General features: G+C 62.5%; 31 protein-coding genes. 20 read left to right on the forward strand and 11 right to left on the reverse strand.

From position 1 onward, the window contains the following. Positions 1-340: 340 nt before the first annotated feature. On the reverse strand, positions 341-1,306 hold the full coding sequence (locus K9F62_03505) for a diguanylate cyclase (protein ID UJX41781.1): 966 nt from the start codon (positions 1,304-1,306) through the stop codon (positions 341-343). Between the two features lie 173 nt (positions 1,307-1,479). Further along, positions 1,480-2,256, reverse strand: coding sequence for a 5'/3'-nucleotidase SurE (gene surE / locus K9F62_03510; protein ID UJX41782.1), 777 nt, complete (start codon positions 2,254-2,256; stop codon positions 1,480-1,482). A gap of 37 nt (positions 2,257-2,293) precedes the next feature. Between surE and K9F62_03515 the strand changes: the two genes are divergently transcribed. From K9F62_03515 to K9F62_03530, 4 genes are all read left to right on the forward strand, one after another. Then, complete coding sequence (locus K9F62_03515; protein UJX41783.1) at positions 2,294-3,400, forward strand: HD domain-containing protein; 1,107 nt, start codon at positions 2,294-2,296, stop codon at positions 3,398-3,400. Continuing rightward, the gene (gene tmk / locus K9F62_03520) at positions 3,376-4,011 is read left to right on the forward strand and encodes a dTMP kinase (protein ID UJX41784.1); all 636 of its coding nucleotides are present in this window, start codon (positions 3,376-3,378) and stop codon (positions 4,009-4,011) included. The genes K9F62_03515 and tmk overlap by 25 nt, the downstream gene beginning before the upstream one ends. Positions 4,012-4,214: 203 nt before the next feature. Then, positions 4,215-4,622, forward strand: coding sequence for a hypothetical protein (locus K9F62_03525; protein UJX41785.1), 408 nt, complete (start codon positions 4,215-4,217; stop codon positions 4,620-4,622). A gap of 343 nt (positions 4,623-4,965) precedes the next feature. Next, positions 4,966-5,619, forward strand: coding sequence for a flavodoxin family protein (locus K9F62_03530; protein UJX41786.1), 654 nt, complete (start codon positions 4,966-4,968; stop codon positions 5,617-5,619). Positions 5,620-5,849: 230 nt separating this feature from the next. Here K9F62_03530 and pspC read toward each other — a convergent pair whose 3' ends face one another. The 5 genes from pspC to K9F62_03555 all read right to left on the reverse strand — a co-directional run bounded on the left by pspC (position 5,850) and on the right by K9F62_03555 (position 8,476). Beyond that, complete coding sequence (pspC, locus tag K9F62_03535) at positions 5,850-6,236, reverse strand: envelope stress response membrane protein PspC (GenBank protein UJX41787.1); 387 nt, start codon at positions 6,234-6,236, stop codon at positions 5,850-5,852. After that, the gene (locus tag K9F62_03540) at positions 6,233-6,481 is read right to left on the reverse strand and encodes a hypothetical protein (protein UJX41788.1); all 249 of its coding nucleotides are present in this window, start codon (positions 6,479-6,481) and stop codon (positions 6,233-6,235) included. The genes pspC and K9F62_03540 overlap by 4 nt, the downstream gene beginning before the upstream one ends. 135 nt (positions 6,482-6,616) lie before the next feature. After that, positions 6,617-7,048: an envelope stress response membrane protein PspC gene (locus K9F62_03545; GenBank protein UJX41789.1), complete on the reverse strand. Its 432-nt coding sequence runs from the start codon at positions 7,046-7,048 to the stop codon at positions 6,617-6,619. Beyond that, positions 7,045-7,299, reverse strand: coding sequence for a hypothetical protein (locus tag K9F62_03550; protein ID UJX41790.1), 255 nt, complete (start codon positions 7,297-7,299; stop codon positions 7,045-7,047). Before K9F62_03550 ends, K9F62_03545 begins: the two co-directional genes overlap by 4 nt. A 496-nt stretch (positions 7,300-7,795) precedes the next feature. Continuing rightward, complete coding sequence (locus K9F62_03555; protein ID UJX41791.1) at positions 7,796-8,476, reverse strand: PspA/IM30 family protein; 681 nt, start codon at positions 8,474-8,476, stop codon at positions 7,796-7,798. A 167-nt stretch (positions 8,477-8,643) separates the two neighbouring features. On the opposite strand from K9F62_03555, the gene K9F62_03560 reads away from it, so the two are divergent. The 7 genes from K9F62_03560 (at position 8,644) to argB (ending at position 15,986) form a co-directional block, all read left to right on the forward strand. Beyond that, entirely contained in the window at positions 8,644-9,741 is a 1,098-nt protein-coding gene (locus K9F62_03560) for a sigma 54-interacting transcriptional regulator (protein ID UJX41792.1), read from the forward strand. 9 nt (positions 9,742-9,750) lie between these two features. Further along, positions 9,751-11,013: an insulinase family protein gene (locus K9F62_03565; protein UJX41793.1), complete on the forward strand. Its 1,263-nt coding sequence runs from the start codon at positions 9,751-9,753 to the stop codon at positions 11,011-11,013. A 34-nt stretch (positions 11,014-11,047) separates the two neighbouring features. Beyond that, positions 11,048-11,614, forward strand: coding sequence for an O-acetyl-ADP-ribose deacetylase (locus K9F62_03570; protein UJX41794.1), 567 nt, complete (start codon positions 11,048-11,050; stop codon positions 11,612-11,614). 305 nt (positions 11,615-11,919) lie between these two features. Beyond that, positions 11,920-12,687, forward strand: a complete 768-nt coding sequence (locus K9F62_03575) for a methyltransferase domain-containing protein (GenBank protein ID UJX41795.1) — start codon at positions 11,920-11,922, stop codon at positions 12,685-12,687. 149 nt (positions 12,688-12,836) lie between these two features. Next, complete coding sequence (gene hslV, locus K9F62_03580) at positions 12,837-13,376, forward strand: ATP-dependent protease subunit HslV (GenBank protein ID UJX41796.1); 540 nt, start codon at positions 12,837-12,839, stop codon at positions 13,374-13,376. 101 nt (positions 13,377-13,477) lie between these two features. Further along, a complete protein-coding gene (gene hslU, locus K9F62_03585; protein ID UJX41797.1) occupies positions 13,478-14,863 on the forward strand; it encodes an ATP-dependent protease ATPase subunit HslU in 1,386 nt (461 codons plus the stop codon). Between the two features lie 229 nt (positions 14,864-15,092). Then, positions 15,093-15,986, forward strand: coding sequence for an acetylglutamate kinase (gene argB, locus K9F62_03590; protein UJX43115.1), 894 nt, complete (start codon positions 15,093-15,095; stop codon positions 15,984-15,986). Between the two features lie 197 nt (positions 15,987-16,183). Here argB and K9F62_03595 read toward each other — a convergent pair whose 3' ends face one another. Continuing rightward, positions 16,184-17,158, reverse strand: coding sequence for a hypothetical protein (locus K9F62_03595; protein UJX41798.1), 975 nt, complete (start codon positions 17,156-17,158; stop codon positions 16,184-16,186). A gap of 137 nt (positions 17,159-17,295) precedes the next feature. On the opposite strand from K9F62_03595, the gene K9F62_03600 reads away from it, so the two are divergent. Next, complete coding sequence (locus K9F62_03600) at positions 17,296-18,132, forward strand: ribonuclease H-like domain-containing protein (protein ID UJX41799.1); 837 nt, start codon at positions 17,296-17,298, stop codon at positions 18,130-18,132. A gap of 73 nt (positions 18,133-18,205) precedes the next feature. On the opposite strand, the gene K9F62_03605 is transcribed toward K9F62_03600, so the two are convergent. Beyond that, entirely contained in the window at positions 18,206-18,541 is a 336-nt protein-coding gene (locus tag K9F62_03605) for a type II toxin-antitoxin system PemK/MazF family toxin (protein UJX41800.1), read from the reverse strand. Beyond that, positions 18,538-18,783, reverse strand: a complete 246-nt coding sequence (locus K9F62_03610; protein ID UJX41801.1) for an AbrB/MazE/SpoVT family DNA-binding domain-containing protein — start codon at positions 18,781-18,783, stop codon at positions 18,538-18,540. Before K9F62_03610 ends, K9F62_03605 begins: the two co-directional genes overlap by 4 nt. A gap of 210 nt (positions 18,784-18,993) precedes the next feature. On the opposite strand from K9F62_03610, the gene K9F62_03615 reads away from it, so the two are divergent. Together K9F62_03615 and K9F62_03620 are read left to right on the forward strand one after the other, a co-directional pair. Next, positions 18,994-19,494: a CinA family protein gene (locus K9F62_03615; GenBank protein UJX41802.1), complete on the forward strand. Its 501-nt coding sequence runs from the start codon at positions 18,994-18,996 to the stop codon at positions 19,492-19,494. Positions 19,495-19,591: 97 nt separating this feature from the next. Continuing rightward, positions 19,592-19,849 carry an amphi-Trp domain-containing protein gene (locus tag K9F62_03620; GenBank protein UJX41803.1) on the forward strand — a complete coding sequence of 86 codons (258 nt, stop codon included), beginning with the start codon at positions 19,592-19,594 and terminating at the stop codon, positions 19,847-19,849. An 82-nt stretch (positions 19,850-19,931) separates the two neighbouring features. Here the strand turns inward: K9F62_03620 and K9F62_03625 are convergent, their stop codons facing one another. Continuing rightward, a complete protein-coding gene (locus tag K9F62_03625) occupies positions 19,932-20,465 on the reverse strand; it encodes a hypothetical protein (protein ID UJX41804.1) in 534 nt (177 codons plus the stop codon). 168 nt (positions 20,466-20,633) lie between these two features. Here K9F62_03625 and K9F62_03630 point away from each other — a divergent pair, with 168 nt between their 5' ends. Genes K9F62_03630 through nrfD form a run of 6 tightly spaced genes read left to right on the forward strand, consistent with a single transcriptional unit; the run spans position 20,634 to position 26,317 of the window. Continuing rightward, entirely contained in the window at positions 20,634-21,176 is a 543-nt protein-coding gene (locus K9F62_03630) for an RsbRD N-terminal domain-containing protein (protein ID UJX41805.1), read from the forward strand. A 37-nt stretch (positions 21,177-21,213) separates the two neighbouring features. Next, a complete protein-coding gene (dsrM, locus tag K9F62_03635; protein ID UJX41806.1) occupies positions 21,214-22,215 on the forward strand; it encodes a sulfate reduction electron transfer complex DsrMKJOP subunit DsrM in 1,002 nt (333 codons plus the stop codon). Between the two features lie 44 nt (positions 22,216-22,259). Continuing rightward, positions 22,260-23,873, forward strand: coding sequence for a 4Fe-4S dicluster domain-containing protein (locus K9F62_03640; GenBank protein ID UJX41807.1), 1,614 nt, complete (start codon positions 22,260-22,262; stop codon positions 23,871-23,873). 3 nt (positions 23,874-23,876) lie between these two features. Then, positions 23,877-24,293, forward strand: coding sequence for a sulfate reduction electron transfer complex DsrMKJOP subunit DsrJ (dsrJ, locus tag K9F62_03645; GenBank protein ID UJX41808.1), 417 nt, complete (start codon positions 23,877-23,879; stop codon positions 24,291-24,293). 42 nt (positions 24,294-24,335) lie between these two features. Beyond that, positions 24,336-25,112: a 4Fe-4S dicluster domain-containing protein gene (locus tag K9F62_03650; protein UJX41809.1), complete on the forward strand. Its 777-nt coding sequence runs from the start codon at positions 24,336-24,338 to the stop codon at positions 25,110-25,112. Positions 25,113-25,120: 8 nt separating this feature from the next. Further along, positions 25,121-26,317: a polysulfide reductase NrfD gene (gene nrfD / locus K9F62_03655; protein UJX41810.1), complete on the forward strand. Its 1,197-nt coding sequence runs from the start codon at positions 25,121-25,123 to the stop codon at positions 26,315-26,317. The last annotated feature ends 85 nt before the right edge of the window (positions 26,318-26,402 follow it).

The following is a 26,402-nucleotide window of genomic DNA, read 5'->3' on the forward strand; positions in this document are numbered from 1 at the left end:
AGCGGCCGCGCGCGGCGCATATTTGAAGAATACGCCTTCGCGTCCGCTCCCCCTCCCCCCCGGCCCAGGTCGCCCGCTCCATATGCGGGAGTGCTCCCTTGCGTGCGTTGCATAGTGGCATACGCGCAGCCCAGGCCCCACATACCATTTTCGCTTTCAAAAAGGTGGGGAATCAAACCGCCCCCACCGGAAACAATAACCACCATTGAATTATAACAACTCGTTATAATTCAACTTTAGATATTATCCCCGCTGAAAGTTTTTGAAGGGGGTCCAGGGGGAAACTTTTTTCAAAAAGTTTCCCCCTGGCCGCCGGAGGCATTTCCCCTGCGCCGCCTCGTTACGCCAGGGGGCGCACTTCGACGCGGTTGCGGCCGCCGCTTTTGGCTTGGTAGAGAGCCGCATCCGAGGCGGCGAGCAGGGCCTCGGGCTCGATATCCATGTTGGGGACGATGCCCGAGATACCGATGCTGACGGTGATGGTGTCCGCCGCCGGGGAACTGGCGTGCTCGATGGCCGCCGCGCGCACGTTGGCCCGGATGAGCCCGGCGATGGACAGGGCTCCGGCCAGATCGGTGCCGGGCAGCAGGGCCACGAACTCCTCGCCGCCGTAGCGGGCCACGAAATCACCGGGACGCTTGAGCGCCGCCTCGATGGCCTCGGCCACCTGGCGCAGGCACAGGTCGCCTTGCAGATGGCCATAGGTGTCGTTGTAATTCTTGAAAAAGTCGATATCGATCATGAGCGCCGAAAGCGGCATGCCTTCACGCCGCGCGCGCAGCCATTCCTTGTGGAAGACGTCCTCGAAACAGCGCCGGTTGGGCACGCCGGTCAGCCCGTCCTGGTTGGAGAGCTGCTCGAACTTGCGGGTGAGCGCCTCGAGCTCGCGTTCGCGGGCCTTGCGCTGATCCATCTCTTCCTTGAGCCGCAAGGCCGAACGGACCCGCGCCCGCAGTTCCATGCTGTTGACGGGCTTGGCCAGAAAATCCATGGCCCCGGCCTCGAAGGCGCGCTCCAGGCTGCCGGCCTCGTCCTTGACCGTGACGATGATGACGGGGATATCGCGCAGGCGCGGATCGGCCTTGATCAGCCGGGTGGCGTCGATGCCGTCCATGTCCGGCATGACCACGTCCATAAGTACGAGATCCACGTCCGGAGCATCGTATTTGCGGCACCGCTCGTCGAGCAGGGCCAAAGCCTCGCCGGCCGAGCCGGCGCATAACGGCTCGACGTAGCCGGCCCCCTTGAGAATGGTGGACAGCAGCAGGCGGGAAGAGTCGGAGTCGTCCACGATCAGGATGTTCATGCCGATCCCGGTGCGTGTTGCCTGGCCCAAAACCACGCGACGCATGCCGCGCGACTAGGCCGGAAAGAAGCCCGGCAGCCGAAGCGCCGTGACCGTCGTGACATGATCCGGCAGGCCAGACAGAGTGCTTGTCACGCTTCGTATCTTGCCCCAACAGGGGAAAAAAGCAACCATCAGCCGGCCGGACCACCCGGCGCGGCGCCCACGCGACCGGCCAACCGCTCCATGGTGTCCCGGTCCGTGAAGTCGAAACGCAACGGCGTGAGCGTGACGTAGCCTTCCGTCAGAATGGCCCGGTCGGTATCGGGCGAGAGCGCCTCGGGGGGGATGACGCCGGTCAGCCAATAATAGTTGCGGCCGCGGGGGTCCTGGCGGGTGACGTACCAGTCGTTGTACACGGCGGACGTCGGCGGGCACAGCCGGATTCCCTTGACCTCGTCCACGGGACAGGAGGGGAAATTGAGGTTGAGCACGCAACGCGGCGGCGCGACCTCCCAGGGACGGGTGGCCAAAAACTCGGCCACGTAGCGGCCCTGGCCGGTCAGATCCACCGGGGCGTAGTTGTCATGGGACACGGCCACGGCCGGATAGCCCATGAGCGCCCCTTCGGTTGCGGCCGAGACCGTGCCGGAATAGATGATGTCCACCCCGACGTTGGCTCCGGCGTTGATGCCGGAAACGACCAGATCGGGCGGGGACGGGCACAGGGTCGTGAGCGCCAGCTTGACGCAGTCGGCCGGCGTGCCGGAAACACCCAGGCCCTTGAAGCCGTTTTCCGAAAATTCCTTGACCCGAAGCGGCATGGCGATGGTGATGGCATGTCCCACCGCCGACTGTTCGGATATGGGCGCGACGACCGTGACCTCGTGGCCGGCGGCCACGAGCCCCTTGTAGAGGTCGCGGATGCCAACGGCCTGGATGCCGTCGTCGTTTGTCAACAGGATGCGCATGTCGTCTCCTCCGAGGCGTCCCCCCGGCTGAGGCACTATGCCCAAGGCGGCCGGGATTGACAACCGCCCCTCCCCCGGGCAATTTTCCTTTTCCTGCAACATCAGTGACACCAACGTGACCCGCAAAACACAGTTCATACAAGACCTCACCCCGGGCCAACCCGCCGCCAACGTGTTCCTCATCGGCGCGGCCAGACTCGGGCAGGCCAAAAACGGCCCCTTCTGGACGCTCACCCTGCAAGACGCCTCCGGAGAGATCGAAGCCAAGATCTGGAGCCCGGCCGCCCAGTCCTACGCCGACCTGGCCGGCGGCCAGTTCGCCTTTGTCGAGGGGCAGGTCGGGGCCTACCGTGACCGGCCGCAAGTCAATATCGAGCGGCTGCGCGTGCTTTCGCCCGAGGAATACGCGCCGGATCTGGCCCAGTTCGTGCCTTCGAGCGCCGAGCCGCCCGAAGGGCTGCTGGAAAAGCTGACCGAACTGTGCCGGGCCGAAATTTCCCACGCCCCCTGGCGCAAGTTCTGCGCCAAGGTGCTGTCCCATCCGGAATTCCGGGACAAGATCCTCGAAGCGCCGGGCGCGAAAAACGTCCACCACTCCTACCGGGGCGGGCTGCTCGAACACACGCTGGCCGTGGCCAATCTGGTGCTCTCCATCTGCGACCGCTACCCGGCCCTTGACCGCGACACCCTGCTCGCCGCCGCCGTGTGCCACGACCTGGGCAAGGCCTGGGAACTCACCTCCGGCCCGACCCGGGACTACACCGACGCCGGCCGGCTGCTCGGGCATATCGTCATCACCCTGGAGCTGGTCGAGCCGCTTCTGAAAAAATCCGGCATCGAGCCGGAACTGGCGCTCCACTTCAAGCACATCCTGGTGGCCCACCACGGCGAGTACGAATTCGGCTCGCCCAGGCGTCCCAAGACCGCCGAAGCCTTCGTGCTGCACTTCGCCGACAATATCGACGCCAAGATGAACCAGATTTTCAATACTCTTGAGACCGAGGAGCCCGGCCAGTGGTCGCCCTACGTGCGCACCCTGGAACGCTACCTCTACAACCCCCCGCGGACGCCGCGCGAAACCCCGGTCAAAAACAACAAGCCCCGGGAAAAGGACGCCCAATGTTTATTACCTTTGAAGGCATAGAGGGCTCGGGCAAGTCCACCCAGATCGCGCTCCTGAAGTCCGCCCTGGAAGCGACCGGCAAGAGCGTCGTCACCACGCGTCAGCCCGGCGGCTGCCCGCTTGGCGAAACGCTGCGTTCCATCCTGCTCTCCACCCAGACCAAGAACCTGGACCACCGGGCCGAACTGTTTCTCTACCTGGCCGACCGGGCCCAGCACATCGCCGAGGTCATCCGCCCCGCCCAAAACGCCGGGCATATCGTCCTTTGCGACCGCTTCGCCGACTCCACCGTGGTCTACCAGGGCTACGGCCGGGGCCTCGACGTGGCCATGCTCCACGAACTCAACGACATCGCCGTGGCCGGAGCCTGGCCCCAGCGCACCATCCTGCTCGACCTCGAGCCGGAACAAGGCCTGCGACGCGCCCTGGCCCGCAACCTCAAGACCGGAAACTGCGTCACCGAAGGCCGCTTCGAGGCCGAAGACATCGATTTCCACACCCGCATCCGCGACGGCTACCTGGCCCTGGCCAGCCTGCACCCCAGACGCTACGCCGTCATCGACGCCACCCCCGACGTCGACACCGTGGCCAAGGCCGTCTGGGAAGCCGTCTCCAGCCGTATGGGAGCGTAAGATTTTTAAAGAGAGAACCGGGGGGAAACCTTTCTTGCAGAAAGGTTCTCCCCCCGGACCCACTCAACAAATACTATATCCAAAGACGTTCTACCATACCAAGAATAATACTAATTCTTGAGCAGCAATAAAGACAGAAAGAACCAAGATTTCCATGTCCCAACGAACACCCCCAGACGGTTTTCCACAACCAGGAGGAAGATATGGACTGGAAAAGAGTTGTAAATAATTTTAAATCTAAACGGAGACATATACCAGAAGAAAAAGACTGGGCAGATGCGTACCACGACAAGTCTATCGACTCCCAGTTTGCTATTAGAGATGCTTATCGCAACAAACTCGAAAGATACTTAACATGGATGGACCCTAAATCACTTGGTGCCATGTCAAGAGAAATAGATGACGCGACACTAAGAATTATGAAAAAATCTTTTTATATCATCATTCTAGTATCTATAATATCATGGCTTTTTGGTTATCAATCTTGTCGAAGCAACGCAGTTGATTTTATTGAACCAAGTATAATTTGCAATGACAGCACTACAGAGGAATGTATAGAGAGAACTTGGCGTATTCAAAAATATATGGAAAAATACCTTGCCCTTTTTTAAATTCATAACAACTTCATACCATCATACAAAACAACAAGCATCACAACAAGACACGAACCTGCCAATACGCAAGGCATACCACTCTTGCCACGTCGCCGATCATTAAACATTTAGACATTCAAGTGCACGCAAATATTATCCTCCATAGCATAGCACCATCATTTTAACGACACACCATATTCATTCTATTTCTGGCAACATTCTCCTTTCAAACGGATTACCCTTCTCCTCTGTCATTTCAAAGTACCTAAGGAACCGACAAGTGCCCCGGTCACTTGCGTGTGCCTCATTGCGCGTCTTGGCCGTGAGCCGTTAGAAAGGGGGAGACCTGAAGGAGGTTCCCATGAACGTTCTGGCCATAAACGGCAGCCCGCGCAAGAAATGGAACACCGCCACCCTGCTTGAAAACGCCCTTGAGGGGGCCAGGGAAGGCGGCGCGAATACCAAGCTCGTCCACCTGTACCAGCTGGACTACAAGGGCTGCATCAGCTGCTTCGAGTGCAAAAAGATCGGCGGCAAAAACTACGGCCGCTGCGCGGTGAAGGACGGCCTGACGCCGCTTCTGGAAGAGGCGGGACAGGCCGACGCGCTCATCCTCGGCACGCCGGTCTATTTCAGTGCGGAGACCGGCATGATGCGGTCGTTTTTCGAGCGCCTGGCCTTCCCCTACCTGACCTACACCCCGGGCTATGCGTCACTTTTCACGCGCAAAATCCCGACGGCCCTCGTGTACACGATGAACCTTCCCGAGGAAGTGCTGCCCGAGTGGGGCTACGATATCTCCATGGAGCGCATGCGCGGGATCATGGCCCGCACCTTCGGAGCCTGCGAGCTGTTTTGCTGCACGGACACCTATCAATTCTCGGACTATTCCAAATATCTGTCCACGGTCTGGGACGCGGCGGCCAAGGCCAAACGGCATGAGGAAGTCTTCCCCAAGGACTGCGAAAAAGCCCGCGCACTCGGACGGCGACTGACTGAGGGCATGCCCGCCTAGGCCTCGAGGCCTTACAAGTTTCCGAAAGAGCGAACCGGGGGGAAACCTTTCTTGCAGAAAGGTTCTCCCCCCGGGCCCCCTTTCCAAAGACTCTTAACAGTTACAAGGCATCGCCGCTTATCCAGCTGTAACCGTTAAAAGTTTTTGGGAGGGGAGAGCGCGAGAGGGGGACCCTTTTTTCAAAAAGGGTCCTCCTCTCGCATCTCTTCCATTCCTGCCCTTCTTCCTTTTCAGGAACGACGCAGGCGGCGGTCGAAGTCGAACTCCCGCGAGGTGACGTGGTCTTCGAGCCGCCGGATGCGCTTGTCCAGCCGGTCGAAGCGGCGCTTGACCCGGGCCAGGGTATGGGTGCGGGACGAGACGTAGTCGTCGTAAAAGGCCCGTTCCTCGTCGGAATCCGGGGGCAGCACGGGCTCGGGCTTGATGACGAAACCGGCGATCAGGTAGGCCCCGACCATGGGCCATACGCCCGTGAAAAAGGTCAGGATGACAATGAAAACCCGCATCCAGAAGACCGGCACGTCCAGAAAACGGGCCAGCCCCTTGCACACGCCAAGGAACATGCCGGAGCGGGAGCGGTAGAGTTGATTTAGGCGCAATTCGCTGTAGTGCCTCATTGCCCGTCCTCCCTGCCGCGCCCCGGATCGAGCACCAGGGCTTCGAGGTTTTCGACGCGGTCTTCCAGCCGGGACAGACTGCGGTGGATTTCCTGAAGCAGTTGAGCCTCCTCGGCATCGTTCCCCCGGGGCTTTGGCGCGCCCGGACGAACCAGCCGGATGCCGAGCAGGAAAATGGTCCCCAGGATCACCAACCCGACCACCGTGGCTCCGGCCATGACCAATGCCGTAATCAGTCCCATCATAGTTGTTTCCTTATTCTTCCTTCCACATCAGGCGCAAAGGCAACCCGGCTCTTCCCATATCCACCCCGTTAAAGTTTTTCGGGGAGGGGGTCCGGGGGAGGGACCTTTTTTCAAAAAGGTCCCTCCCCCGGCATCCTACTTCCTCCGCTCCGTCTCGCCGAGGCGGCGGTCGAAGTCGAATTCCTTGGAGGTCACGTGGGATTCCAGACGGCCGATGCGCGCCTCGAGGTCCTGGGCCCGGTCGCGCACGGTATGGGCCTGCGCATCCAGCCGGACGCCGGTGACATCGATGGTGCGCGGCTCGCCCGCGTATTGCGGTTCGGGGCGCAGGAGCAGCGCGCAGGCCAGATAGATGATGAGCGCCGGCCAGCCCACGGTGAGAAAAAGCACCACGAAAAAGGCCAGCACCACCCAGGTCGGCAGCCCCAGCCAGCCGGCCAGCCAGGCGAAGCCGCCGGTGACCAAGCCGTCGCGCCGGGGGCGATCGCCCCGGTCGAAGCCTGGGCGGGGAGAGCTTACGAGGCGGCGGCTGTCCCGCCGTCCGCTACAGCAACCACGGTTTCTCATGACTTGCCTCGCTTGTCCGCGTCCCGTTCCATCAGGGTCTCCAGATTGCGGACCCGGTCTTCCAGCCGCGTCAGGGTGGCCCGGACCTCTTCCAGCAGGGCCACGGCCTCGGTATCGGCATCGCGTCCGGCCCGCTCCACCCGGTCGCGGCGGCGGCGCAGGGCGGCGATGGCCGCGATGACCACCACGATAAGCAGGATTTGCCAGAGGAAATGGCCGCCCCCGTAAAAAAATGCATGGTGCCCGTACACATTTTCTCCTTCATGCGCCGGCAGGTCCCGCCGACTGTATCATCCGAAGCTGACCTGCCCTTTCTCCCCCGTCAAGAGGGTCCGGGCGACATCACGTCCCCCGGTGGAGGCGGGAGGGACAAAGGCGTCCCGGTTGCCGGAGCAACGGCGTTTCTTATCGCAGTCGACAGCGCATTCCGTTGCCCTATTCCGTCGGCTGGCCGGCTCGGGGCGGGGCGATCGCGCGCGGCGCATATTTGAAGAATACGCCTTCGCGCTCGCCCCACCTCGAGCCGCCCCTGGTCACACGTCCCATAGCGGGAAGCAATCCTGACCACACGACATGTTCCGATAGCGAACGCCCCGTAGGCAACCACGGCATCTTATCCTGATACAGGGAAAGGCGCTCCAACGTTCCTGAACCCCCTTTGAAAGTTTTTGAAGGGGGGTCCGGGGGGAAACTTTTTTCAAAAAGTTTCCCCCCGGCCGCCGGAGGCATTCCATCTTCCCCCTTCCCTTATTCCGCTCGGCGGGCCTTGATGCGGGCCAGTTCGCGTTCCACATCCTCGTCGGCGGCGAGACGGTCGAAGCGGGCTTCCAGGGATTCGCCCTCGGCCGGGCGGCGGGTGACGCCGGGCGATCCGGCCAGTTCGGCCTCGGCCTCCATGCGTTCGATGCGGCTTTCGAATTCCTCGAAGCGCAGCAGGGCCTCGGTGGAATCGGCCCGGGAGATGTCCTCGCGCACGCGCTTCTTGCCGGTGGCCCGCAGATGGCGGTGGAGAAGCGTGCGCTGGCGTTCCTTGGCCGAAGCGAGCTTTTCCTCGAGCCGGCCGATGTCCTCGCGGTAGGCGTCGACCATACCGGCGATGGCGGCCTGCTCCTCGGCCAGGGTCTCGGCTCGGCCTTCCAGGGCGCGCTTTTCCATGAGCGCCTCGCGGGCCATGTCCTCGCGCCCCTTGTCCACGGCCAGCTCGGCCTTCTCTCCCCAGCGGGCGGCGCGTTCCCGCACGGCGTCCAGGCCACGGCCGGACTTGGCGGCCTGGGCCATGGTGCGGGCGCAATCGGCCTTGAGCTCGACGAGGGTTTCCTCCATTTCCTGGATCATGAGCCGGATGAGCTTTTCCGGGTCTTCGGCCTTGTCGAGCATGGCATTGATGTTGGAATTGATGATATCCTTGAAGCGACTGAAAATTCCCATGGCATACCTCCGGTGCGCGAAATGTCGCGCGACGGTTTTTTATAGGCAAAGGCCGTGCCATGGCGTACATGCTGTCATTTCAGCATGTTATACCAGAAGCGAGAAATACCTGTTGCGAATAAGACCAAAAATGAGTTTATTTTACCATCTATGAGGTCAATTTTACCATGACAGCCAACACCCCCGGCCTCGTCGAAGCCCTGGGCCAGTCCGACGCCTTCCTGGCCTTCATGGAACGCGTGGCCGCCGTGGCCCGGGTCGACCGGCCGGTGGTTCTCGTCGGCGAGCGCGGCAGCGGCAAGGAGCTGGCCGCCGCCCGGCTCCATTTCCATTCCCCGCGCTGGGAAGGACCGTTCGTGGTCGTCAATCCGGCGGCGCTGCCCCGCACGCTTCTGGAATCCGAACTTTTCGGCCACGAGGCCGGGGCGTTCACCGGCGCGGCCAGACGCCGGCTCGGCCGGTTCGAGATGGCCGACCGGGGCACGCTTTTTCTCGACGAACTGCAAGCCGCGCCACGGGCCGTGCAGGAAAAATTGCTGCGGGCCGTGGAATACGGGGCCATCGAACGCATCGGGGCCGGCGAGCCCGTCAATGTGGACGCCCGGGTCGTGGCCGCCACCAATGTCGATCCGCGCGAGCTGGTGCGGCGCGGCCGGCTCATGCCCGATCTCCTCGACCGCCTCGCCTTTGCCGTGCTTTTCGTACCTCCCCTGCGCGACCGCCACGGCGACATCGCCTATCTGGCCGAACGCTTCGCCGCCCGGTTCGCCGCCGAACTCGGCCGGCCCGAGCCGCCCCGCTTCACCGCCGCTGCCCTGGCCTCCCTGGCTGCCCACGACTGGCCCGGCAACATCCGGGAGCTCAAGAACACCGTGGAGCGGGCCGTGTTCGAGGCAGCCGGACCACGTATCGAACACGTGACCATTGATCCGTTCGACCAGGGGAGGCTCTGCCTCCCCTGGACCCCACCGCCGGGAGGCCAAGGGCCCCCCGGTCCCCCCGAACGGAACAGCCCAGAGGGAAACGGGTTTCCTGATGGGGTGGTCCAGGAGGGGCCTCGCCCCTCCTGGCCGCCGGAGGCGTCCCTCCCTCCATGGCCCGAAGCCATCGCCGCCTTCGAAACAGACCTGCTGCGCCGGGCGCTGGCGCGCGCGGGCGGCAACCAGCGCCGGGCGGCCGACGCCCTCGGGCTCACCTACCATCAGTTCCGGGGGCTTTATCGCAAGTACGCCCAGGCGCTTGACGCCGGGCGCAAAGCCCCGTAGCCCCAGCCGATGCCGCATCAAGCCCCATCCGACATTTCGTGTCGCGCCGTCCGGTTGCCAAACGGCGTGCGCGTGGCCACCGAAGTCGTGCCCCTGGTCAAAACGGCCAGCCTTGGCGTGTGGATCGAAGCCGGTTCCCGCCACGAAGCCCCCGGCCAGGAAGGCATGGCCCACCTGTGGGAACACATGGCCTTCAAGGGGACCGCCACCCGCGACGCCCTGGCCATCGCCAAGGAGCTCGACATCCTGGGGGGCCTGGCCAACGCGTTCACCTCCCGCGAGGTCACCTGCTTCCATATCCGCGTCATGGACGCCCACATGGAGCGGGCCTTTGCCGTGCTTTCCGACATCGTCCTCAATCCGGCCCTGGACCCCGAGGAACTGGCCCGCGAAAAAGGCGTGATCGTCCAGGAAATCTCCATGGTGGAGGAGACGCCCGAAGACAAGGTGCACGAGGATTTCTGGGCCGCCGCCTGGGCCAATCCCGCCATCGCCCACCCCATCACCGGCACGCCTAATTCCGTCATGGCGGCGACGCCCAAAGCACTGGCCGCCTGGCGCAAGGCCCGCTACCGCCCCGACGCCATCGCCATCGTCGCGGCCGGCTCGGTGGACCACGACGCCCTGGTCGCCATGACCGAGGCCACCTTCGGCCGGCTGCCGACCGTTTCCGCCCCGGCCCCGGGCGGCGTCGGGACCTACACCCCGCCGCGACTGGCCGTGCGCCGGGAAAGCGAACAAAATCACGTCATCCTGTCCTACCCGTCGGTCGGCAATACCAGCCCGGCGCGCTTCGGCCACACCATCCTGGCCACGCTGCTCGGCGGCAATATGTCTTCGCGCCTGTTCCAGGAAGTCCGGGAACGCCGGGGACTGGCCTACTCCATCTACGCCAGCATCAACGCCCTGGCCGAAACCGGCATCTTCGAAATCCAGGCCGCCGTGGAACCGGAACGCACCAAGGAACTTGTCGATGTGGTGCGCGCCGAGCTTGCCGCCGTGGCCGACGGCGCGGTAACCAGGGAAGAGCTGGAGCACACCCGCGAGCACCTCAAGGGACTGCTCTACCTGGGGGCGGAATCCACGGAAAATCGCATGATGCGCCTGGCCCGCAACACCCTGCTTTTTGGCCGCCATATCCCGCTTGCCGAGACCGCCGCCTCCCTGGACACGGTCACGCTGGCCGATCTGGCCGGCATCGCCCGCGCCGCCTTCACCGACGCGAACGCGGGCCTTTGCATCCTCGGACCGGCTGCCGCAATCCCCGATTGACGCGGGTGCGGCCGCCCCAAAGGAGGCCAACGCCATGTCTGATCAAGCACGCTACACCGTCGGCAAGGGGACCCTGCTTCTCATCGAAGGCGACATCACGCGGGACGACGCGGACGCCATCGTCAACGCCGCCAACTCCGCCCTGGCCGGCGGCGGCGGTGTGGACGGGGCCATCCACCGGGCCGCCGGGCCGAAACTCCCGGAAGCCTGCCGCGCCATCATCGCCGAAATCGGCCGTTTGCCCGCCGGCGGGGCCGTCATCACCCCCGGTTTCGACCTGCCCGCACGCCACATCATCCACACCGTCGGCCCCATCTGGCACGGCGGGAACTCCGGCGAACCCGAAAAACTGCGCTCCGCCTACACCCAATCCCTGGCCCGGGCCGTGGAAAACGGCCTGTCCAGCATCTCCTTTCCGGCCGTCTCCACCGGCGTCTACGGCTTTCCCGTGGAAAAGGCCGCGCCCATCGCCCTGACCGCCATGGCCGAAGCGCTCACGGCCGGCTCGATCCGGGAAGTTCGCGTCTATCTGCACGGAAAACATGCCTTCGACCTCTGGCGTTCAGCCGCGGATGCCTTATTTGGAGAAATTACGCTTTAGGAAAGTATGTGTGCGTATGGGTGCGTACGGGTGCCTCCGGCGGCCGGGAGGGGCGTTGCCCCTCCCGAACCTCCCCACCGGGGGGCCGACGGCCCCCCGGTCCCCCCATCCGGCTTTGGCGGGGTGGGAGATGGGGCGAGGAACGCCGGAAAGGTCGGGGAGGTACCGACGGGCGAAAGCCCGGTTGCGGGCGAAGCCCGCGTGTGGCGCCGGAATTTTCCCGGCGTCGCATGCCGCTTCGCGGCAAGCCGCCAGGCAAATTCCGGCGCCACGATGGCCCGTGAAAGGCAAGCAGGAGTACAAGGGTGAAATGGGATTCGGGACAATATTTGCGATTTGAAAAAGAAAGGACCCAGCCCTCCATTGATCTGGCCGGAAGGATTGAAAAAGAGGATGTGAAGCGGGTCCTCGACGTGGGCTGTGGGCCGGGCAACAGCAGCGAAGTGCTGGCCAGGCGGTTTCCCCAGGCCCGGGTGCTCGGCATCGACAGCTCGCCCGAAATGATCGAGAGCGCCAAGCAGGCGCATTCCGGGATCGATTTCGCGCTGTGCGACGCGGGCAAGGAGCTGGAGAGCCTGGAGGGCGGCTACGACGTCGTCTTCTCCAACGCCTGCATCCAGTGGGTGCCGGATCACAAGGCGCTGCTGAAAAATATGATGGGCCTGCTTGCGCCCGGCGGCGTGCTCGCCGTGCAGATTCCCATGAACCAGCACGAGCCCATCCACCAAATCATCGGGGAACTCGTCACCAGCGACGCCTGGAAGGACGCCTTCCCCAATCCCCGCGTTTTCCACACCCTCACCCAGGGGCATTATTTCGACCTGCTGGCGAAGCTCACTGCGTCCTTCACCATGTGGGAGACGACCTACTACCACGTCATGCCGTCCCGCGAGGCCATCCTCGACTGGTACCGGGGCACGGGCCTTCGCCCCTACCTCGCGGCCCTCCCCGATGAGAGGAAACAAGACTTCGAACAGGCGGTCCTGGCCAAGGTGCGCGCGCAATACCCGCTCCAGGAAAACGCGCAGGTCATTTTCCGTTTCCCCCGATTCTTTTTCACCGCAACACGTTAATTTTAAATATTATTTAATCGTAACAACCCCCTTTAAAAGTTTTTGGGGAGGGTGGGGGTCCGGGGGAGGGGACCCCTTTTTTCAAAAAGGGGTCCCCTCCCCCGGTTCCTCCGCCAGCTTCACTCCCTCCCCAAAGGAGTTGCATGCGCATGGAGTTACGCGGAACGACGATTCTGGCCGTACGCACGGATGCCGGCGTGGCCGTGGCCGGCGACGGCCAGGTGACGCTTGGCCAGTCGGTGGCCATGAAGCATGGCGCGCGCAAGGTGCGCCGCATCTATCAGGACAAGGTGGTCATCGGCTTTGCCGGGTCCACGGCGGATGCGTTTACGCTGTTCGAGCGTTTCGAGGCCAAGCTGGAAGAGTTCAGCGGCAATCTGGTCCGCGCGAGCGTGGAGCTGGCCAAGGACTGGCGCAAGGACAAGTATCTGCGCCGGCTGGAGGCCATGCTCATCGTGGCCGACGCGGGCAATGTGCTGCTTTTGTCGGGCAATGGCGACGTGATCGAGCCGGATGACGGCGTGGCGGCCATCGGCTCGGGCGGTCCCTATGCCCTGGCCGCGGCCCGGGCGCTTTTGCGCAACACGGACATGCCTGCCAAGGAAATCGTGGAAAAAGCCATGTTCATCGCCTCGGAAATCTGTGTCTACACCAACGACCACATTGTGGTGGAGACCATTGACCGCTAAAATTCCTTAAATAATACATTTGTATTTTTTAAAAATATGTCGTCCTCATAATCCGCGTCCCGTATTTCAAGGACGCGACAGACATATTGCAAGGAGAGCGCATGCACGCCAGTTTGACGCCGCGCGAGATCGTTTCCGAACTCGACAAATACATCATCGGCCAGAAGGACGCCAAGCGCATGGTGGCCATCGCCATGCGCAACCGTTGGCGTCGCCAGCAGATCGAACCCGGGCTGCGCGACGAGATCGCACCCAAAAACATCATCATGATCGGCCCCACGGGTGTGGGCAAAACCGAGATTGCCAGACGGCTGGCCAAGCTTGCCGGGTCGCCTTTTTTCAAGGTCGAGGCCACCAAGTTCACCGAGGTCGGTTACGTCGGCCGCGACGTGGAATCCATGGTGCGCGACCTGATGGAGATCGGGGTCAACCTCGTGCGCAAGGAGGAGCTCGACCGGGTCGCGGCCAAGGCGGAGAAAGCCGCCGAGGAACGCCTGCTCGACCTGCTTTTGCCCGAGTCCCAGCGCGGCGGGGAAAATCCCATTCCCATGCCGGCCGCCCTGGAAGCCCCGGCCATGGCCGCCACGCCAAGCGAACCCGCCGGCGCGAGCACCAGGGAGAAGCTCAGGAAACTGTGGCGCGAAGGCAAGCTCGACGACCGCATCGTGCCCGTTGAAGTGTCCGTAGCCTCACCCCAGGTGGAGATCATGTCCATGCCGGGCATGGAAGACATGGGCATGCAGTTCAAGGACATGTTTTCCAAGGTCTTTCCGCAGCGCAAGAAGACCCGCAACATGCGGGTGCGCGACGCCTACGAGGTGCTGTTGCAGGAGGAGTCCGACCGGCTGGTGGACATGGACAAGGTGGCCGAGGCGGCCAAGGAACGGGTGGAGCAGACGGGCATCATCTTCATCGACGAGATCGACAAGATCTGCGGCAAGCAGGCCGGCGGCGGCTCGGGCCCGGACGTGTCCCGCGAGGGCGTGCAGCGCGACCTTTTGCCCGTGGTCGAAGGCTGCGTGGTCAACACCAAGTACGGCATGGTCAAAACCGACCACATCCTTTTTATCGCCGCCGGCGCGTTCCACTTCTCCAAGCCCTCGGACCTCGTGCCGGAGTTGCAAGGCCGCTTTCCGCTGCGCGTGGAGCTTCGGGCGCTGACGGCCGAGGACTTCTACCGTATCCTGACCGAGCCGCAAAACGCCCTGACCGTGCAGTACAAGGCGCTGATCGGCACCGAAGGCGTGACGCTCAACTTTACCGACGAGGCCCTGCACGAGGTGGCCGAGTTCGCCCAGCGCATCAACGAGGAAACGGAAAATATCGGCGCCCGGCGGCTTTACACCATCATGGAGAAAATCCTCTCCGACCTGTCGTTCGCGGCCTCCGACCAGAACGGCCAGACCGTGGTCGTGGACCCGGCCTACGTCCGGGACAAGCTGGTGGACGTGGCTGAAAATCGTGATCTGTCGCGGTATATTTTGTAGGAGAGGAGAGAAAGAAAGTGCGAGAGGGGAAACCCTTTGAAAAGGGTTGTCCCCTCTCGCGCTCTCCCCTTCTTAAACTTTTCAACCAGATAAGTGTAACATCAATAGCTGTTTCTATTAAAAGTCTTTGGAAAGGGGGCCTGGGGGGATAACCTTTCTTCAGAAAGGTTTCCCCCCAGGATACATTCCAACTTAAGCTCTCTACACCACTTTTGGAGTGCGGCACATGATGGGACGCGAACACGCCAAGGCGCGGCTTTTGCTTGAAGCCCTGCCCTACATCCGCAAGTTCTTCGGCAAGACGGTGGTCATCAAGTACGGCGGACACGCCATGGTGGACGAGGAGCTGCAAAAGAGCTTCGCCCTCAACATCATCCTGCTCAAGTACATCGGCATCAATCCGGTCATCGTGCACGGCGGCGGACCGCAGATCGGGCACATGCTCAAGCAGCTCGGCATTGTCAGCGAATTCAAGCAGGGGCTTCGCGTCACCGACGACGCCACCATGGACGTGGTGGAGATGGTGCTGGTCGGCAAGGTCAACAAGAACATCGTCAACCTGATCAACTTGAACGGCGGTTCGGCCGTGGGCCTGTCCGGCAAGGACGGCCACATCATCACCGCCCGCAAGCTGGAGATGGTCGTCGAGAAAAGCGACGCGCCCCCCGAAATCATCGACCTCGGCAAAGTGGGCGAGGTGACGGGCATCGACACCAGGCTCATCACCACGCTCTTGGGCCAGGGATTCATTCCGGTCATCGCGCCGGTGGGGGTGGACGAGAACGGCGAGACCTACAACATCAACGCCGACACCGTGGCCGGGGCCATGGCCTCGGCGCTCGGGGCCATGCGGCTGGTGCTTTTAACCGACGTGGCCGGGGTTCTGGACAAGGAGCGCACGCTCATTTCCTCCCTGGACATCCGGGAGGCCTCGCAAGCCATCGCCAACGGCGTGCTGACCGGGGGCATGATCCCCAAGGTCCAATGCTGCATGGAGGCCGTGGACGCCGGCGTGGAGAAGGCGCACATCCTGGACGGCCGGGTGGAAAACTGCATCATTCTGGAGTTTTTCACCAACTCCGGCATAGGCACGGAGATCGTTTGCAAGAAGTGTGAGCTTTAAAAGCAGACCGGGGGGAAACTTTTCTGAAGAAAAGTTTCCCCCCGGACCCCCCTTCAAAAGACTTTTAACGGTTACGGAATGTTATCGTTACTCCAGCCGTAAACGTCAAAAGATTTAGGAAGGGGAGAGCGCGAGAGGGGATAACCCTTTTCAAAGGGTTTCCCCTCTCGCACTTTCTTTTCGTTCTCTTCCCTCTCCTACCATCTTCCCGGCATGGCGGCGAGCCAGGCTTCGGGGATGTATTGGCGGAAGGACTTGCCGATCTGCCACAGCCGCGTCAGCCGCCCTTCGATGATGATGGACCGGGGGCGGGGGCGCAGATGCCGGTAGTGGCGCGGGATCTGGAAGCGGTTGTTTTTGGAGAGCACCACATCGAGTTCCGCGTCCCGGTCGCGCACGACCAGGGCTTCGGGGAAGAAGAACGCGTGCTTGAGCCGCGTGGACAGGACCGAAAACAGGGCGGCGTGGATGGCGCAAAAGGGCTCGGCCGTGAGCCTGGCCGGGGGCGCGACCACGTTTTCGTTGGCCACGTAGGCCACCGGTCCCTCGGGCAGTCCGGCATACACGGCCGGGTCGCGGGCGTCGCCCTCGAGGGTGGCCCCGATGCCGAGCCCCGCCAGCACCTCTCCGGTACGGCGGGCCACGTCCGTATCGCATTCGATGCCGTAGAGCTGCGTCTCGGCCACCCCGTTGCGCTTGGCCTGAAGCCAGCCGGCGGCCAGCAGGATGCCGGACCCCGTGCCGCAGTCGACGCCGAGGTACGGGTCCTGGACCAGGGCCGGCGGCAGGGGGCGGTTGGCCACGGAGCGGAAAATATGGGCCGTGCGCGGCAGATCGGCCAGCATCCGCAGCGGATAGGCGCCGATATCCCCCGACAGGGGCAGCGCCCCGTCCGGGCCTAGTTCCGACCACAAATCGTAAAACCGGCCCAGTTGCAGGCTGATCTCCTCCAGGGACACGGCGTGTTCCTCGGAACCCGGATACAGCACGGCATAAAAGTACTTGAGCAGCAGGCTCAAGACGTCAGCTTCGGTCATGGGCACGGCCGGGCTGGCCAACCGCTCGAAATCGTTGCGAAGCGCCCCGGGACGAAACGCCTCGCGAACGAGAACGGTTTCCCGGGCGTCAAAATTCGGTCGGGTCGATCGTAAAACGTCTGTCTGTCGCGGCATGCGCGCTCCTTCCTTGGACTGACGGTGACGGCCCGGCGGCAAAAAAATCCGGGTCGGCGTAACCCTTGCAGGTTTGGTGCCGCCACGACGACCCGGCGAGGTTGAGGCCGGGACGTAAAACGCGTAAGCCCGACTCCGTGTTGCAGCATACCTTTTTGCATCTGCCCGGCCTTGGACCTACCACCGAGCGCCGTCTGTGGGCGGACGGCATCCTGACCTGGGACGATTTCCTCGACGCGAAGACGCCGCCGCTGGGATCGGTCAAGGTGCCCATGTGGCGCAACGAACTGCTCGCCTCCAAGGAACGGCTGGCCGCCGGCGACGCCGACTTCTTCGGCGAGCGCCTGCCCCCGGCCGAGGCCTGGCGGCTTTTTTTCGACTTTCGCGACAGCCTCGCCTGCGTGGACATCGAAACCGACGGCACGCCCCAAAACGAGGTCACGGCCATTTCCCTCTACGACGGCATCCACACCGTCCGCACCTACGCCCATGGACAGAACCTCCAGGATTTCACCACGGACATCCTGGACAGCAAGGTGCTGGTCACCTTCAACGGCCGCTGCTTCGACGCGCCCGTGTTGCGCTCGCACCTGCGGGCCACGCTGCCCAAGGCCCATATCGACCTGCGCAACGTGCTCACCGGCATCGGCGTCAAGGGCGGGCTCAAAAAGTGCGAGGCCCGCTACGGCGTGGACCGGGGCGACCTGACCGGGGTCGACGGCTACTTCGCCGTGGTGCTGTGGCGCGAATACATGAAACGCGGCGACCCGGCGCTCATGGAAACCCTGCTCGCCTATAACGCCGCCGACGTGCTGGCCCTGCCGGTGCTTTTGGCCCACGCCATAAACGAACTGCTCGAGACCACCCCTTTCGCCGGGCGCTACGCCCTGCCCATCCCCGCCCCCGGGGACAATCCCCATGCGCCGGACCCGGACGTGCTGCGCCGACTGGCCTGGGCCATCGGCCGCAAATAAGCCCACCGACCGCACAACGCCGGCCGGCACGTTTCGGGGAAAAGCCCCTTTTTACGAATTTGTAAGATTCAGACTACACCGTAAGCAGCGTGAGAAAACGCGCCAGCACATCGTCCAAAAGCTCGGGCGAAGCTTTGCCAACGACCTCGAGGTTGCGCGCGCGCCAATCAATGCTTTTCGTATGATCCGCGAGCACAACGCCGTAGCAACGTTCGCCTTCCGGAATGGGGACTTCGAAGGGGTAGCCTTTTATATGGCTCGTGATCGGCGACACAATGGCCAATCCGGACGCGCTGTTATAGGCTCCATGCGAAAGCACCAGGGCGTAACGCGGCCCTCCTTGTTCGTGCCCGGCCTGGGGATTGAAATCCAGGTGAACGAAATCACCTCGTTCCGGAAACCGACTCACCAGAGTTCCTTGCCTTTCGGTTCACCCCAATCCGTCGCGGTATGCTTGTTTTCGTCAGTGATCCGGCTTACCAGGTCTTCCAGCTTATATTGCGGCCGCTTGCGGACTTTCTTTATGAGAATTCCCTCTTCCGCATTGATGATGCAGACCGTATCGCCGGCGTTAAGTCCCGCATCCGTGGCTATTCCTTTTGGAATACGCAACCCCAGGCTGTTGCCCCACCGTGTCACCAACGTCTCCATGCTGGCCCCCCAATTCCATTCGTTGTAATGCGGACCTGTCCGTACCGACCGACATTGCGGAAAAGGCCGTACTGACCCCTCAACAGATATTCATTGTATATACATAGCAAAAATACCTTGTCAACGCCGAGGAGGGACGACTTTCCCGTTCGGGCGTGACAACGGCAATATGTTCCGCTAGTTGGAGCAGAAGAGGAAAAGGAGGACGTCATGGAAGAAACGTTGCGGGAACTGGCGGTCCGGCTCGGCGCGGCCCTGACCGGACGGGGATGGATGCTCGGCTGCGCCGAATCGTGCACCGGGGGACTTCTCTCCAGCGTGCTGACCGACACGTCCGGGTCCTCGGCCTGGTTCGCCGGGGCCGTGGTCTCCTACACCAACGACATCAAGCGCGACGTGCTGGGCGTTCCCCAGGAAATCCTCGATACCCTGGGCGCGGTCAGCCGCGAAACCGTGCTGGCCATGGCGCGCGGGGCGCGGGGAGTACTGAAGGCCGACGTCGGCGTGGCCATAAGCGGCATCGCCGGCCCCTCCGGCGGCACACCGCAAAAGCCGGTGGGCACGGTCTGGATCGCCTGGCAGAGCCCGGACGCCGTCAGCGCCCAACACTTCCAGTTCACCGGCGACAGGCAGGCCGTCAGGCAGCAGGCCGTGCACGAGGCCATGCACGGGGTCCTGGCCCTGGCCGAACGCATGAACGCCGAAAACTGACGCCGCCGCATGCGTCCGTAACCGCCTTGTCGCGCGCCGGTCACCGGGAGCGGTTAAGCGGTGGCATGGCCGCCGACAGGCGGCCGGGGAGGACGACATGGGCGTGAAAACAGCCCGCATGGGCGGTGTGATGGGCGTGTGGGAGGCGGCGGACCGCCTGGAATCGCTGGCCCGGGAGCTGCGGGCCGGACAGCTTGGGCTTTCGGCCGGCCGGGTGTCCATGAACCTGTCGCCGGCGGTGATGCTCGATGTGGAGATAAAGGCCAGCCAGGCCGAAGACCGCGAGGGCCTTGCCGTGCGGCTGTCGTGGTGCCCGCACCGCCCCGAAAGGGCGACCCCGCGGGGCGAATTCTAGCGGCAGCATCCCATTCCGACGCGTTTTTTCCGAGAAATCCGGCGTTTTCCAGGGGACATCGAGGGGCGGTACGACCGTCCCGTCAGTCCGATTCGGTCCCGCCGGGCGCGACCGTGCAGACCTTGGCCGACGACGCGGCGGCGCGCAGGGCGGCAAGGCCCTTGTTGGAGACCACCCAGCCTTTGCCCTTGGCCTGGCCCTTGACCCGGATGCGCAGCAGATAGCCGTGGGTGAAAAGGTCGCGGAGGTCGTCGCCGTCAAAAGCGCCCTTGGCCAGATCCTTGGGCATCATGCCGCGAAAGCTCGAAATGCGCGAGTAGTGGTAGACGTCGCCCAAAATGCGCAGATGCTCGGCCTCCAACTCGCAGCCCTCCTCCGGCTCGACCCCGGGTAAAAGCGCCCTGCCCGCCGGCGTCAGACGCCACCCGGCCAGGGATTTGCCGCAGGGATAGGACAGCTTGACCTTTTCGAGCAGCCCGGCGTCCTCAAGCGCGCCGAGATCGTCCTTGGCGAAGAACAGGGCCTGCCGTTTGGGCAGGGTGCCCTGGTAGCGTTCCACGGTGGCGAAGGCCGCCACGGCGCGCAGAATATCGAACTGTTTTGGCGTGGGTTTCATGGGACCGCTTCTTTTTTTGCAATTCTAGCAATTTTTCCAGGCATGAGGCAACAAGTGGGATTCCGGGGGGTTGCACGGCCCGGCCGGCGCTTTTCCAGCCTTTACAATTTGTCCTTTTCTGATAAGGAATCTGGCTGCTAAGCGATTGTGAAGAAAGGGACATTTTTCATGCTTAAATTGGCGGATTTTCTGGTCCTTGAGCAAAAGGACGTGCTTGATCGCTGGTTCGATCTGATCCTCGGCACGTACGCCGAAAATACGGCGGTCCTCTGGAAAAAACAGAAGGATCCCTTTGCCAATCCCGTGCGGCACAAATTCGAGATCGGCATGCGGGGCATTCTCCTGGCCCTGGCCGCCTGCGGGGAAAACATGCCCGACGTGGCGGTTTTCACCCCCATGCTCGACGAGATCGTACGGGTGCGGGCCGTCCAGGATTTCACCCCGTCCCAGGCCACGGCGTTCATCTATCTGCTCAAAAAGGCCATACGTGAAGCGCTGTGGCCCCAGATCACCGAGCACGATCTGTTCGTCGAACTGCTCGCCCTCGAATCAAGCATCGATGTGTTGGCCCTTTTCGCCTTTGACATCTATTGCCAGTGCCGCGAAAAGATTGTCGAATTACGGATCAACCAGATCAAGAAACAGTATGACCGGCTCCTTAAGCGGGCCAATCTCCTCTGCGATTTACCCGCCGAGGGAGAGGAACCGTGAGGCGCTTTCGGGCAAACCTTTAACGAGGTGAGGGTACATGGCAGCGTTTTATTCCTTACTCGCGGTCTTGGCGCTCATCGTCATCCCCTGGCTGGGCGCCGGGATGGGGATGGGGGCGCTGTTCGGGATCGTCCTCCCGTACATCGCGATCATTGTTTTCATGGTGGGTTTCACCCTGCGAATCGTGAACTGGGCCAAGATCCCGGTTCCTTTCTGCATCCCCACCACCGGCGGTCAGCAGAAATCGCTGCCCTGGATCAAGAACAACCCTTGGGACAACCCCTACGACAAGCGTGGCGTGGTCATGCGCATGCTTTTCGAGGTGCTGACCTTCCGGTCGCTGTTCCGCAACACCTCGGTGAAGCTCCAGCAGGACGGTCCCAAGGTCGCCTACAGCTCGGAAAAATGGCTGTGGGGCTTCGCGCTGATCTTCCACTACTGCTTTCTGGTCATCCTGATCCGGCACCTGCGTTTCTTCATGGCCCCGGTGCCCTGGGCCGTGCACGTGACGGAGTTTTTCGACACCATCATGCAGATCGGCCTGCCCATCCTGTACCAGACCGACGCGCTGATCGTCATCGGCCTCCTCTTCCTGCTGGCCCGGCGCGTCTTCGACGGCAAGGTGCGCTACATCTCGCTCATGCAGGACTACTTCCCCCTGCTCCTGATCCTCGGCATCGCGTTAACCGGCATCTGGATGCGCTACGCCGTCAAGGTCGACGTGATCGCGGTCAAGGAACTGGCCATGGGCCTGGTCACCCTGCATCCGCACCTGCCCAAGGAACAGCTTGATCCGTCCGTCTACGCCCACCTGACCCTGGTGTGCGCGCTTTTTATCTACTTTCCCTTTTCCAAGCTCATGCACATGGGCGGCGTCTTCCTCTCTCCCACCCGCGTCGTGCCCAATATGAGCCGGCGGGCCATGTGGGTGAATCCCTGGAACGACCCGAGCGTGAAGCCCCATTCGTACGAGGCCTATGAGAACGATTTCCGCGAGAAGATGATCGAAGCCGGTCTCCCCGTGGAAAAGCAAGCCTAAGCGGGCCCAAACCTACCTATTCTGGAGAGAAGTGAGGAGCGACCATGGCCAAGTATCCGCCACCGGAAGAACTCATCAAAATCAACTACACCACGCCGGTCAAGTCGTGGATGGACACCAAGACCGCGTTTCGGCCCGGCAATTTCAGCTATCCGGCCAAGCCCGACATTCTCAAGTACCTCGGCATGCCCAACCCCCGGGTTTGGAGCCCCATGGACGAGGACTGGAAGCTTCCGCCCGACTGGAAGCGCATCGTCATGGAGAAGTTCCGCGAGAAGCTCAAGAAGTACCGCTCGTTTAAGATCTTCATGGACGTGTGCGTGCGCTGCGGCGCCTGCGCCGACAAGTGCCACTTCTTCATCGGCGGCGGCGATCCCAAGAACATGCCGGTGCTGCGCGCGGAACTTTTGCGCTCCATCTACCGGGGCGAGTTCTCGGCCGCGGCCAAGGTGCTCGGCAAGCTGGCCGGAGCCCGCAAGCTCGAAGAGGACGTCATCAAGGAATGGTTCCTGTACTTCTACCAGTGCACGGAATGCCGCCGGTGTTCGCTTTTCTGCCCCTACGGCATCGACACCGCCGAAATCACCATGATGGCCCGCGAGCTGCTCCATGAATTGGGCTGCAACATCAACTGGATTCTCGAGCCGGCCGCCAACTGCAACCGCACCGGCAACCACCTCGGCATCCAGCCCCATGCCTACAAGGACATGATGGACTTCCTGTGCGACGACATCGAGGAAGTCACCGGCAAGCGCATCCGGCCCAACGTGAACAAGAAGGGTTGCGAAATCCTTTTCATCACCCCCTCCGGCGACATCTTCGCCGACCCGGGCATCTACACCTTCATGGGCTACATCATCCTGTTCGACTACCTCGGACTGGATTACACCTGGAGCACCTACGCGTCCGAGGGCGGCAACTTCGGCCTTTTCACCTCGGACAAGATGATGAAGAAGCTCAACGCCAAGATGTACGCCGAGGCCAAGCGCCTGGGCGTCAAGTGGATCCTTGGCGGCGAGTGCGGCCACATGTGGCGCGTGATCAACCAGTACATGCTGACCATGAACGGCCCGGCCGACTTCATGGAGACCCCGGTCTCGCCGATCACCGGCACCAAGTTCGACGCGGCCGCCGGCACCAAGATGCTGCACATCTGCGAGTTCACAGCCGACCTGATCAAGAACGGGAAGCTCAAGCTCGATCCTTCCCGCAACGACAACTTCGTCACCACCTTCCACGACTCCTGCAACACCGCCCGCGGCATGGGCCTGCTCGAGGAGCCGCGCTACATCCTCAAAAACGTCTGCCGCCAGTTCTACGAGATGCCCGAGAACACCACCCGCGAGCAGACCTTCTGCTGCGGCGGCGGCGCCGGCCTCAACAACGAGGAATTCACCGAAACGCGCCTGCGCGGCGGCCTGCCGCGCGGCAACGCGGTCAAATACGTGCGCGACCGCCACGGCGTGAACAACCTGGCCTGCATCTGCGCCATCGACCGCGCCACCCTGCCGCCGCTTTGCGACTACTGGGCCCCTGGTGTCGGCGTCTCCGGCGTGCATGAGTTGGTGGGCAATGCGCTCGTTCTCGACGGCGAGAAAAAGCGCACCACCGATCTCAGGCAAAACCCCCTGCCGGGGATGGAGGACGAGGAGGAATAACCTATGTACAATGCCAAATACATAATACCCGGCATTCTGTTCTTCCTGGCCCTCATCTTCGTCCCTGTCGGCTACAACATGGGGAAGAGTTTCGACGTGAAGCCGGAGCTCCCGAAGGACCAGAAGGACTGCATCGAGGACGTCCAGGTCATGCGCGACAAGCACATGCAGATCCTAAACGACTGGCGCAACTCGGCCGTGCGTGACGGCGAGCGCATCTACGTCAACTCCAAGGGCAAGAAGTACGTCAAAAGCCTGACGAACACCTGCCTGGGGTGCCATAAGGACAAGGCCAAGTTCTGCGATCGGTGCCACGATACGGTTGGCGTGAACCCCTATTGCTTCGATTGCCACAACATTACGCCGAACCAGAAATCGCCCATTCCCCCCGCCCAAACCGGCGAAGAGGGCGGACACTAGGCCGGCGCGCCCGGTGACAACTCCACCGAAGGGGATCATACCATGAAGAGCAACAGACGAGAGTTCCTCAAGCTGGCCGCCGTGTCCGCCATGGGCGTCGGCGCCGCTCGCCTCGGCTTCCTGGGCGACGCCCCGGCTTTCGCCGGCCCGTTGCCCACGGCCGCTGACTTCGAAAAAGGCTTCAAGGCCAAGCACTGGGGCATGGCCGTCTTTTCGGCCAAGTTCACCCCCGAACTCATCGAGAAGTGCCGCACGGCCTGCCATACCGAACACAACGTGCCCGACATCCCGGGCAAAAAGCAGATCAAGTGGTTCTGGGGCGCCTCCTACCACGAGGCCTTCCCCACCGAGCAAGGCCAGTTCCTGTCCGAGGATGTGGAGCACCGTGAGTTTCCGCTTCTGTGCAACCACTGCGAACAGCCCATGTGCGTGCGGGTCTGCCCGACCCAGGCCACCTTCCAGCGGCCCGACGGCATCGTCATGATGGACTTCCACCGCTGCATCGGCTGCCGCTACTGCATGGCCGGCTGTCCGTTCGGCGCCAGAAGCTTCAATTTCCAGGATCCGCGCCCGTTCATTCACAACTTCAACCCGCACTACCCCACCCGGATGCGGGGTGTTGTGGAAAAATGCGACTTCTGCGCCGAGCGCCTGGCCATCGGCAAATTGCCCGTCTGTGTCGAAGCCGCCGGCGGCGCCCTCGTCTTCGGCGATCTGGGCGACGAGAACTCGGATATCCGCAAGGTGCTGCGCGAGCACTTCGCCATCCGCCGCAAACCAGACGCCGGCACCTCGCCGAGCGTGTATTACATCCTGTGAGGTAAGCCATGCTGGAAAAAGCACTCAAGGGAAGCCCTCGATACTGGGGCACGTTGATCGGCCTGGGCCTGCTCATGCTTTTAGGCATGGGCTTCTGGCTCTACCAGCTGGTCCACGGCTTGGTCATCACCGGCATGAGCCGCGACGTGTCCTGGGGCTTCTACATCGCCCAGTTCACCTATCTGGTCGGCGTGGCCGCCTCGGCCGTCATGCTGGTCCTGCCCTACTACTTCCACCACTACAAGCAGTTCGCCAAGATGATCATTCTCGGCGAATTCCTGGCCATCGCCGCCGTGTCCATGTGCATGGGCTTTATCGTGGTGGACCTCGGGCAGCCGCAACGCATGCTCAACGTCATGATCAACGCCACGCCCCATTCCATGCTCTTTTGGGACATGTGCGTTTTGATGGGCTACCTGTTCCTCAACATCCTGGTCGGCTGGACCAGCCTGCAGGCCTTTAAAAACGACATGGCCCCGCCGCACTGGTGCAAGGTCCTGGCCATCGTCTCGGTCATCTGGGCCTTCTCCATCCACACGGTCACGGCCTTCCTGATCGCCGGCCTGCCCGGTCGCCACTACTTCCTGACCGCCGTCATGGCCGCACGATTCCTGGCCTCGGCCTTCTGCGCCGGACCGGCCATCCTGCTGCTGCTGACCTTGCTCGTGCGCAAGCTCACCGGCTTCGATCCCGGCGACAAGGCCCTCAAACGCCTGGCCGTCATCATCACCTACGCCATGTGCGTCAACGTGTTCCTGTACCTGTGCGAACTCTTCACCGCCTTCTACAGCAACATGCCGGGCCACATCGCCCCGATCCGCTTCCTGTTCTCGGGCCTGGACGGCCACTACGAGCTCGTGCCCTTCATGTGGACCGCCGTGGTCCTGGGCCTGGGCTGCCTGGTCATCCTCATCCCGACGTCCATCCGGGAAAAGACCCCGGCCCTGGTCCTCGGCCTGATCATGCTGGTCATCTCGACCTGGATCGACAAAGGTCTGGCCCTGATGATCGGCGGCTTCACGCCGAACCCCTTCGAGACGGTCACCTCCTACCTGCCCACGGTTCCCGAACTCATGGTTTCGGTCATGATCTTCGCCCTTGGCGGCATCATCCTCACAGTGCTGTGGAAGATCGCCATCGAGGTCCGGGTCGAGGTGGAGGGCGGCAACCTGTCCATGGTTCCGCCTCCGGCCGAATCCGAGTAATCGAGCCTGCAAACGACACGCAAAAGGCCCGCTTCCGGATTGGAGGCGGGCCTTTTTACACCGGCCGGGCACGATTGACGGCACC

The sequence above is a fragment of the Desulfovibrio sp. JY genome (genome assembly GCA_021730285.1).
Classification (GTDB): Bacteria; Desulfobacterota; Desulfovibrionia; order Desulfovibrionales; family Desulfovibrionaceae; genus Solidesulfovibrio.

Coding starts and splice junctions, on each gene's coding strand:
- tmk (UJX41784.1), top strand. CDS start 3,376: ATGTTTATTACCTTTGAAGGCATAGAGGGCTCGGGCAAGTCCACCCAG.
- K9F62_03545 (UJX41789.1), bottom strand. CDS start 7,048: ATGAGAAACCGTGGTTGCTGTAGCGGACGGCGGGACAGCCGCCGCCTC.
- K9F62_03640 (UJX41807.1), top strand. CDS start 22,260: ATGGCCAAGTATCCGCCACCGGAAGAACTCATCAAAATCAACTACACC.
- K9F62_03565 (UJX41793.1), top strand. CDS start 9,751: ATGCCGCATCAAGCCCCATCCGACATTTCGTGTCGCGCCGTCCGGTTG.
- K9F62_03650 (UJX41809.1), top strand. CDS start 24,336: ATGAAGAGCAACAGACGAGAGTTCCTCAAGCTGGCCGCCGTGTCCGCC.
- K9F62_03630 (UJX41805.1), top strand. CDS start 20,634: ATGCTTAAATTGGCGGATTTTCTGGTCCTTGAGCAAAAGGACGTGCTT.
- K9F62_03625 (UJX41804.1), bottom strand. CDS start 20,465: ATGAAACCCACGCCAAAACAGTTCGATATTCTGCGCGCCGTGGCGGCC.
- pspC (UJX41787.1), bottom strand. CDS start 6,236: ATGAGGCACTACAGCGAATTGCGCCTAAATCAACTCTACCGCTCCCGC.
- K9F62_03595 (UJX41798.1), bottom strand. CDS start 17,158: ATGCCGCGACAGACAGACGTTTTACGATCGACCCGACCGAATTTTGAC.
- K9F62_03570 (UJX41794.1), top strand. CDS start 11,048: ATGTCTGATCAAGCACGCTACACCGTCGGCAAGGGGACCCTGCTTCTC.
- dsrJ (UJX41808.1), top strand. CDS start 23,877: ATGTACAATGCCAAATACATAATACCCGGCATTCTGTTCTTCCTGGCC.
- hslU (UJX41797.1), top strand. CDS start 13,478: ATGCACGCCAGTTTGACGCCGCGCGAGATCGTTTCCGAACTCGACAAA.
- surE (UJX41782.1), bottom strand. CDS start 2,256: ATGCGCATCCTGTTGACAAACGACGACGGCATCCAGGCCGTTGGCATC.
- K9F62_03530 (UJX41786.1), top strand. CDS start 4,966: ATGAACGTTCTGGCCATAAACGGCAGCCCGCGCAAGAAATGGAACACC.
- K9F62_03505 (UJX41781.1), bottom strand. CDS start 1,306: ATGAACATCCTGATCGTGGACGACTCCGACTCTTCCCGCCTGCTGCTG.
- K9F62_03525 (UJX41785.1), top strand. CDS start 4,215: ATGGACTGGAAAAGAGTTGTAAATAATTTTAAATCTAAACGGAGACAT.
- K9F62_03615 (UJX41802.1), top strand. CDS start 18,994: ATGGAAGAAACGTTGCGGGAACTGGCGGTCCGGCTCGGCGCGGCCCTG.
- nrfD (UJX41810.1), top strand. CDS start 25,121: ATGCTGGAAAAAGCACTCAAGGGAAGCCCTCGATACTGGGGCACGTTG.
- K9F62_03560 (UJX41792.1), top strand. CDS start 8,644: ATGACAGCCAACACCCCCGGCCTCGTCGAAGCCCTGGGCCAGTCCGAC.
- K9F62_03540 (UJX41788.1), bottom strand. CDS start 6,481: ATGATGGGACTGATTACGGCATTGGTCATGGCCGGAGCCACGGTGGTC.
- argB (UJX43115.1), top strand. CDS start 15,093: ATGGGACGCGAACACGCCAAGGCGCGGCTTTTGCTTGAAGCCCTGCCC.
- K9F62_03620 (UJX41803.1), top strand. CDS start 19,592: ATGGGCGTGAAAACAGCCCGCATGGGCGGTGTGATGGGCGTGTGGGAG.
- K9F62_03515 (UJX41783.1), top strand. CDS start 2,294: ATGCCCAAGGCGGCCGGGATTGACAACCGCCCCTCCCCCGGGCAATTT.
- dsrM (UJX41806.1), top strand. CDS start 21,214: ATGGCAGCGTTTTATTCCTTACTCGCGGTCTTGGCGCTCATCGTCATC.
- K9F62_03555 (UJX41791.1), bottom strand. CDS start 8,476: ATGGGAATTTTCAGTCGCTTCAAGGATATCATCAATTCCAACATCAAT.
- hslV (UJX41796.1), top strand. CDS start 12,837: ATGGAGTTACGCGGAACGACGATTCTGGCCGTACGCACGGATGCCGGC.
- K9F62_03610 (UJX41801.1), bottom strand. CDS start 18,783: ATGGAGACGTTGGTGACACGGTGGGGCAACAGCCTGGGGTTGCGTATT.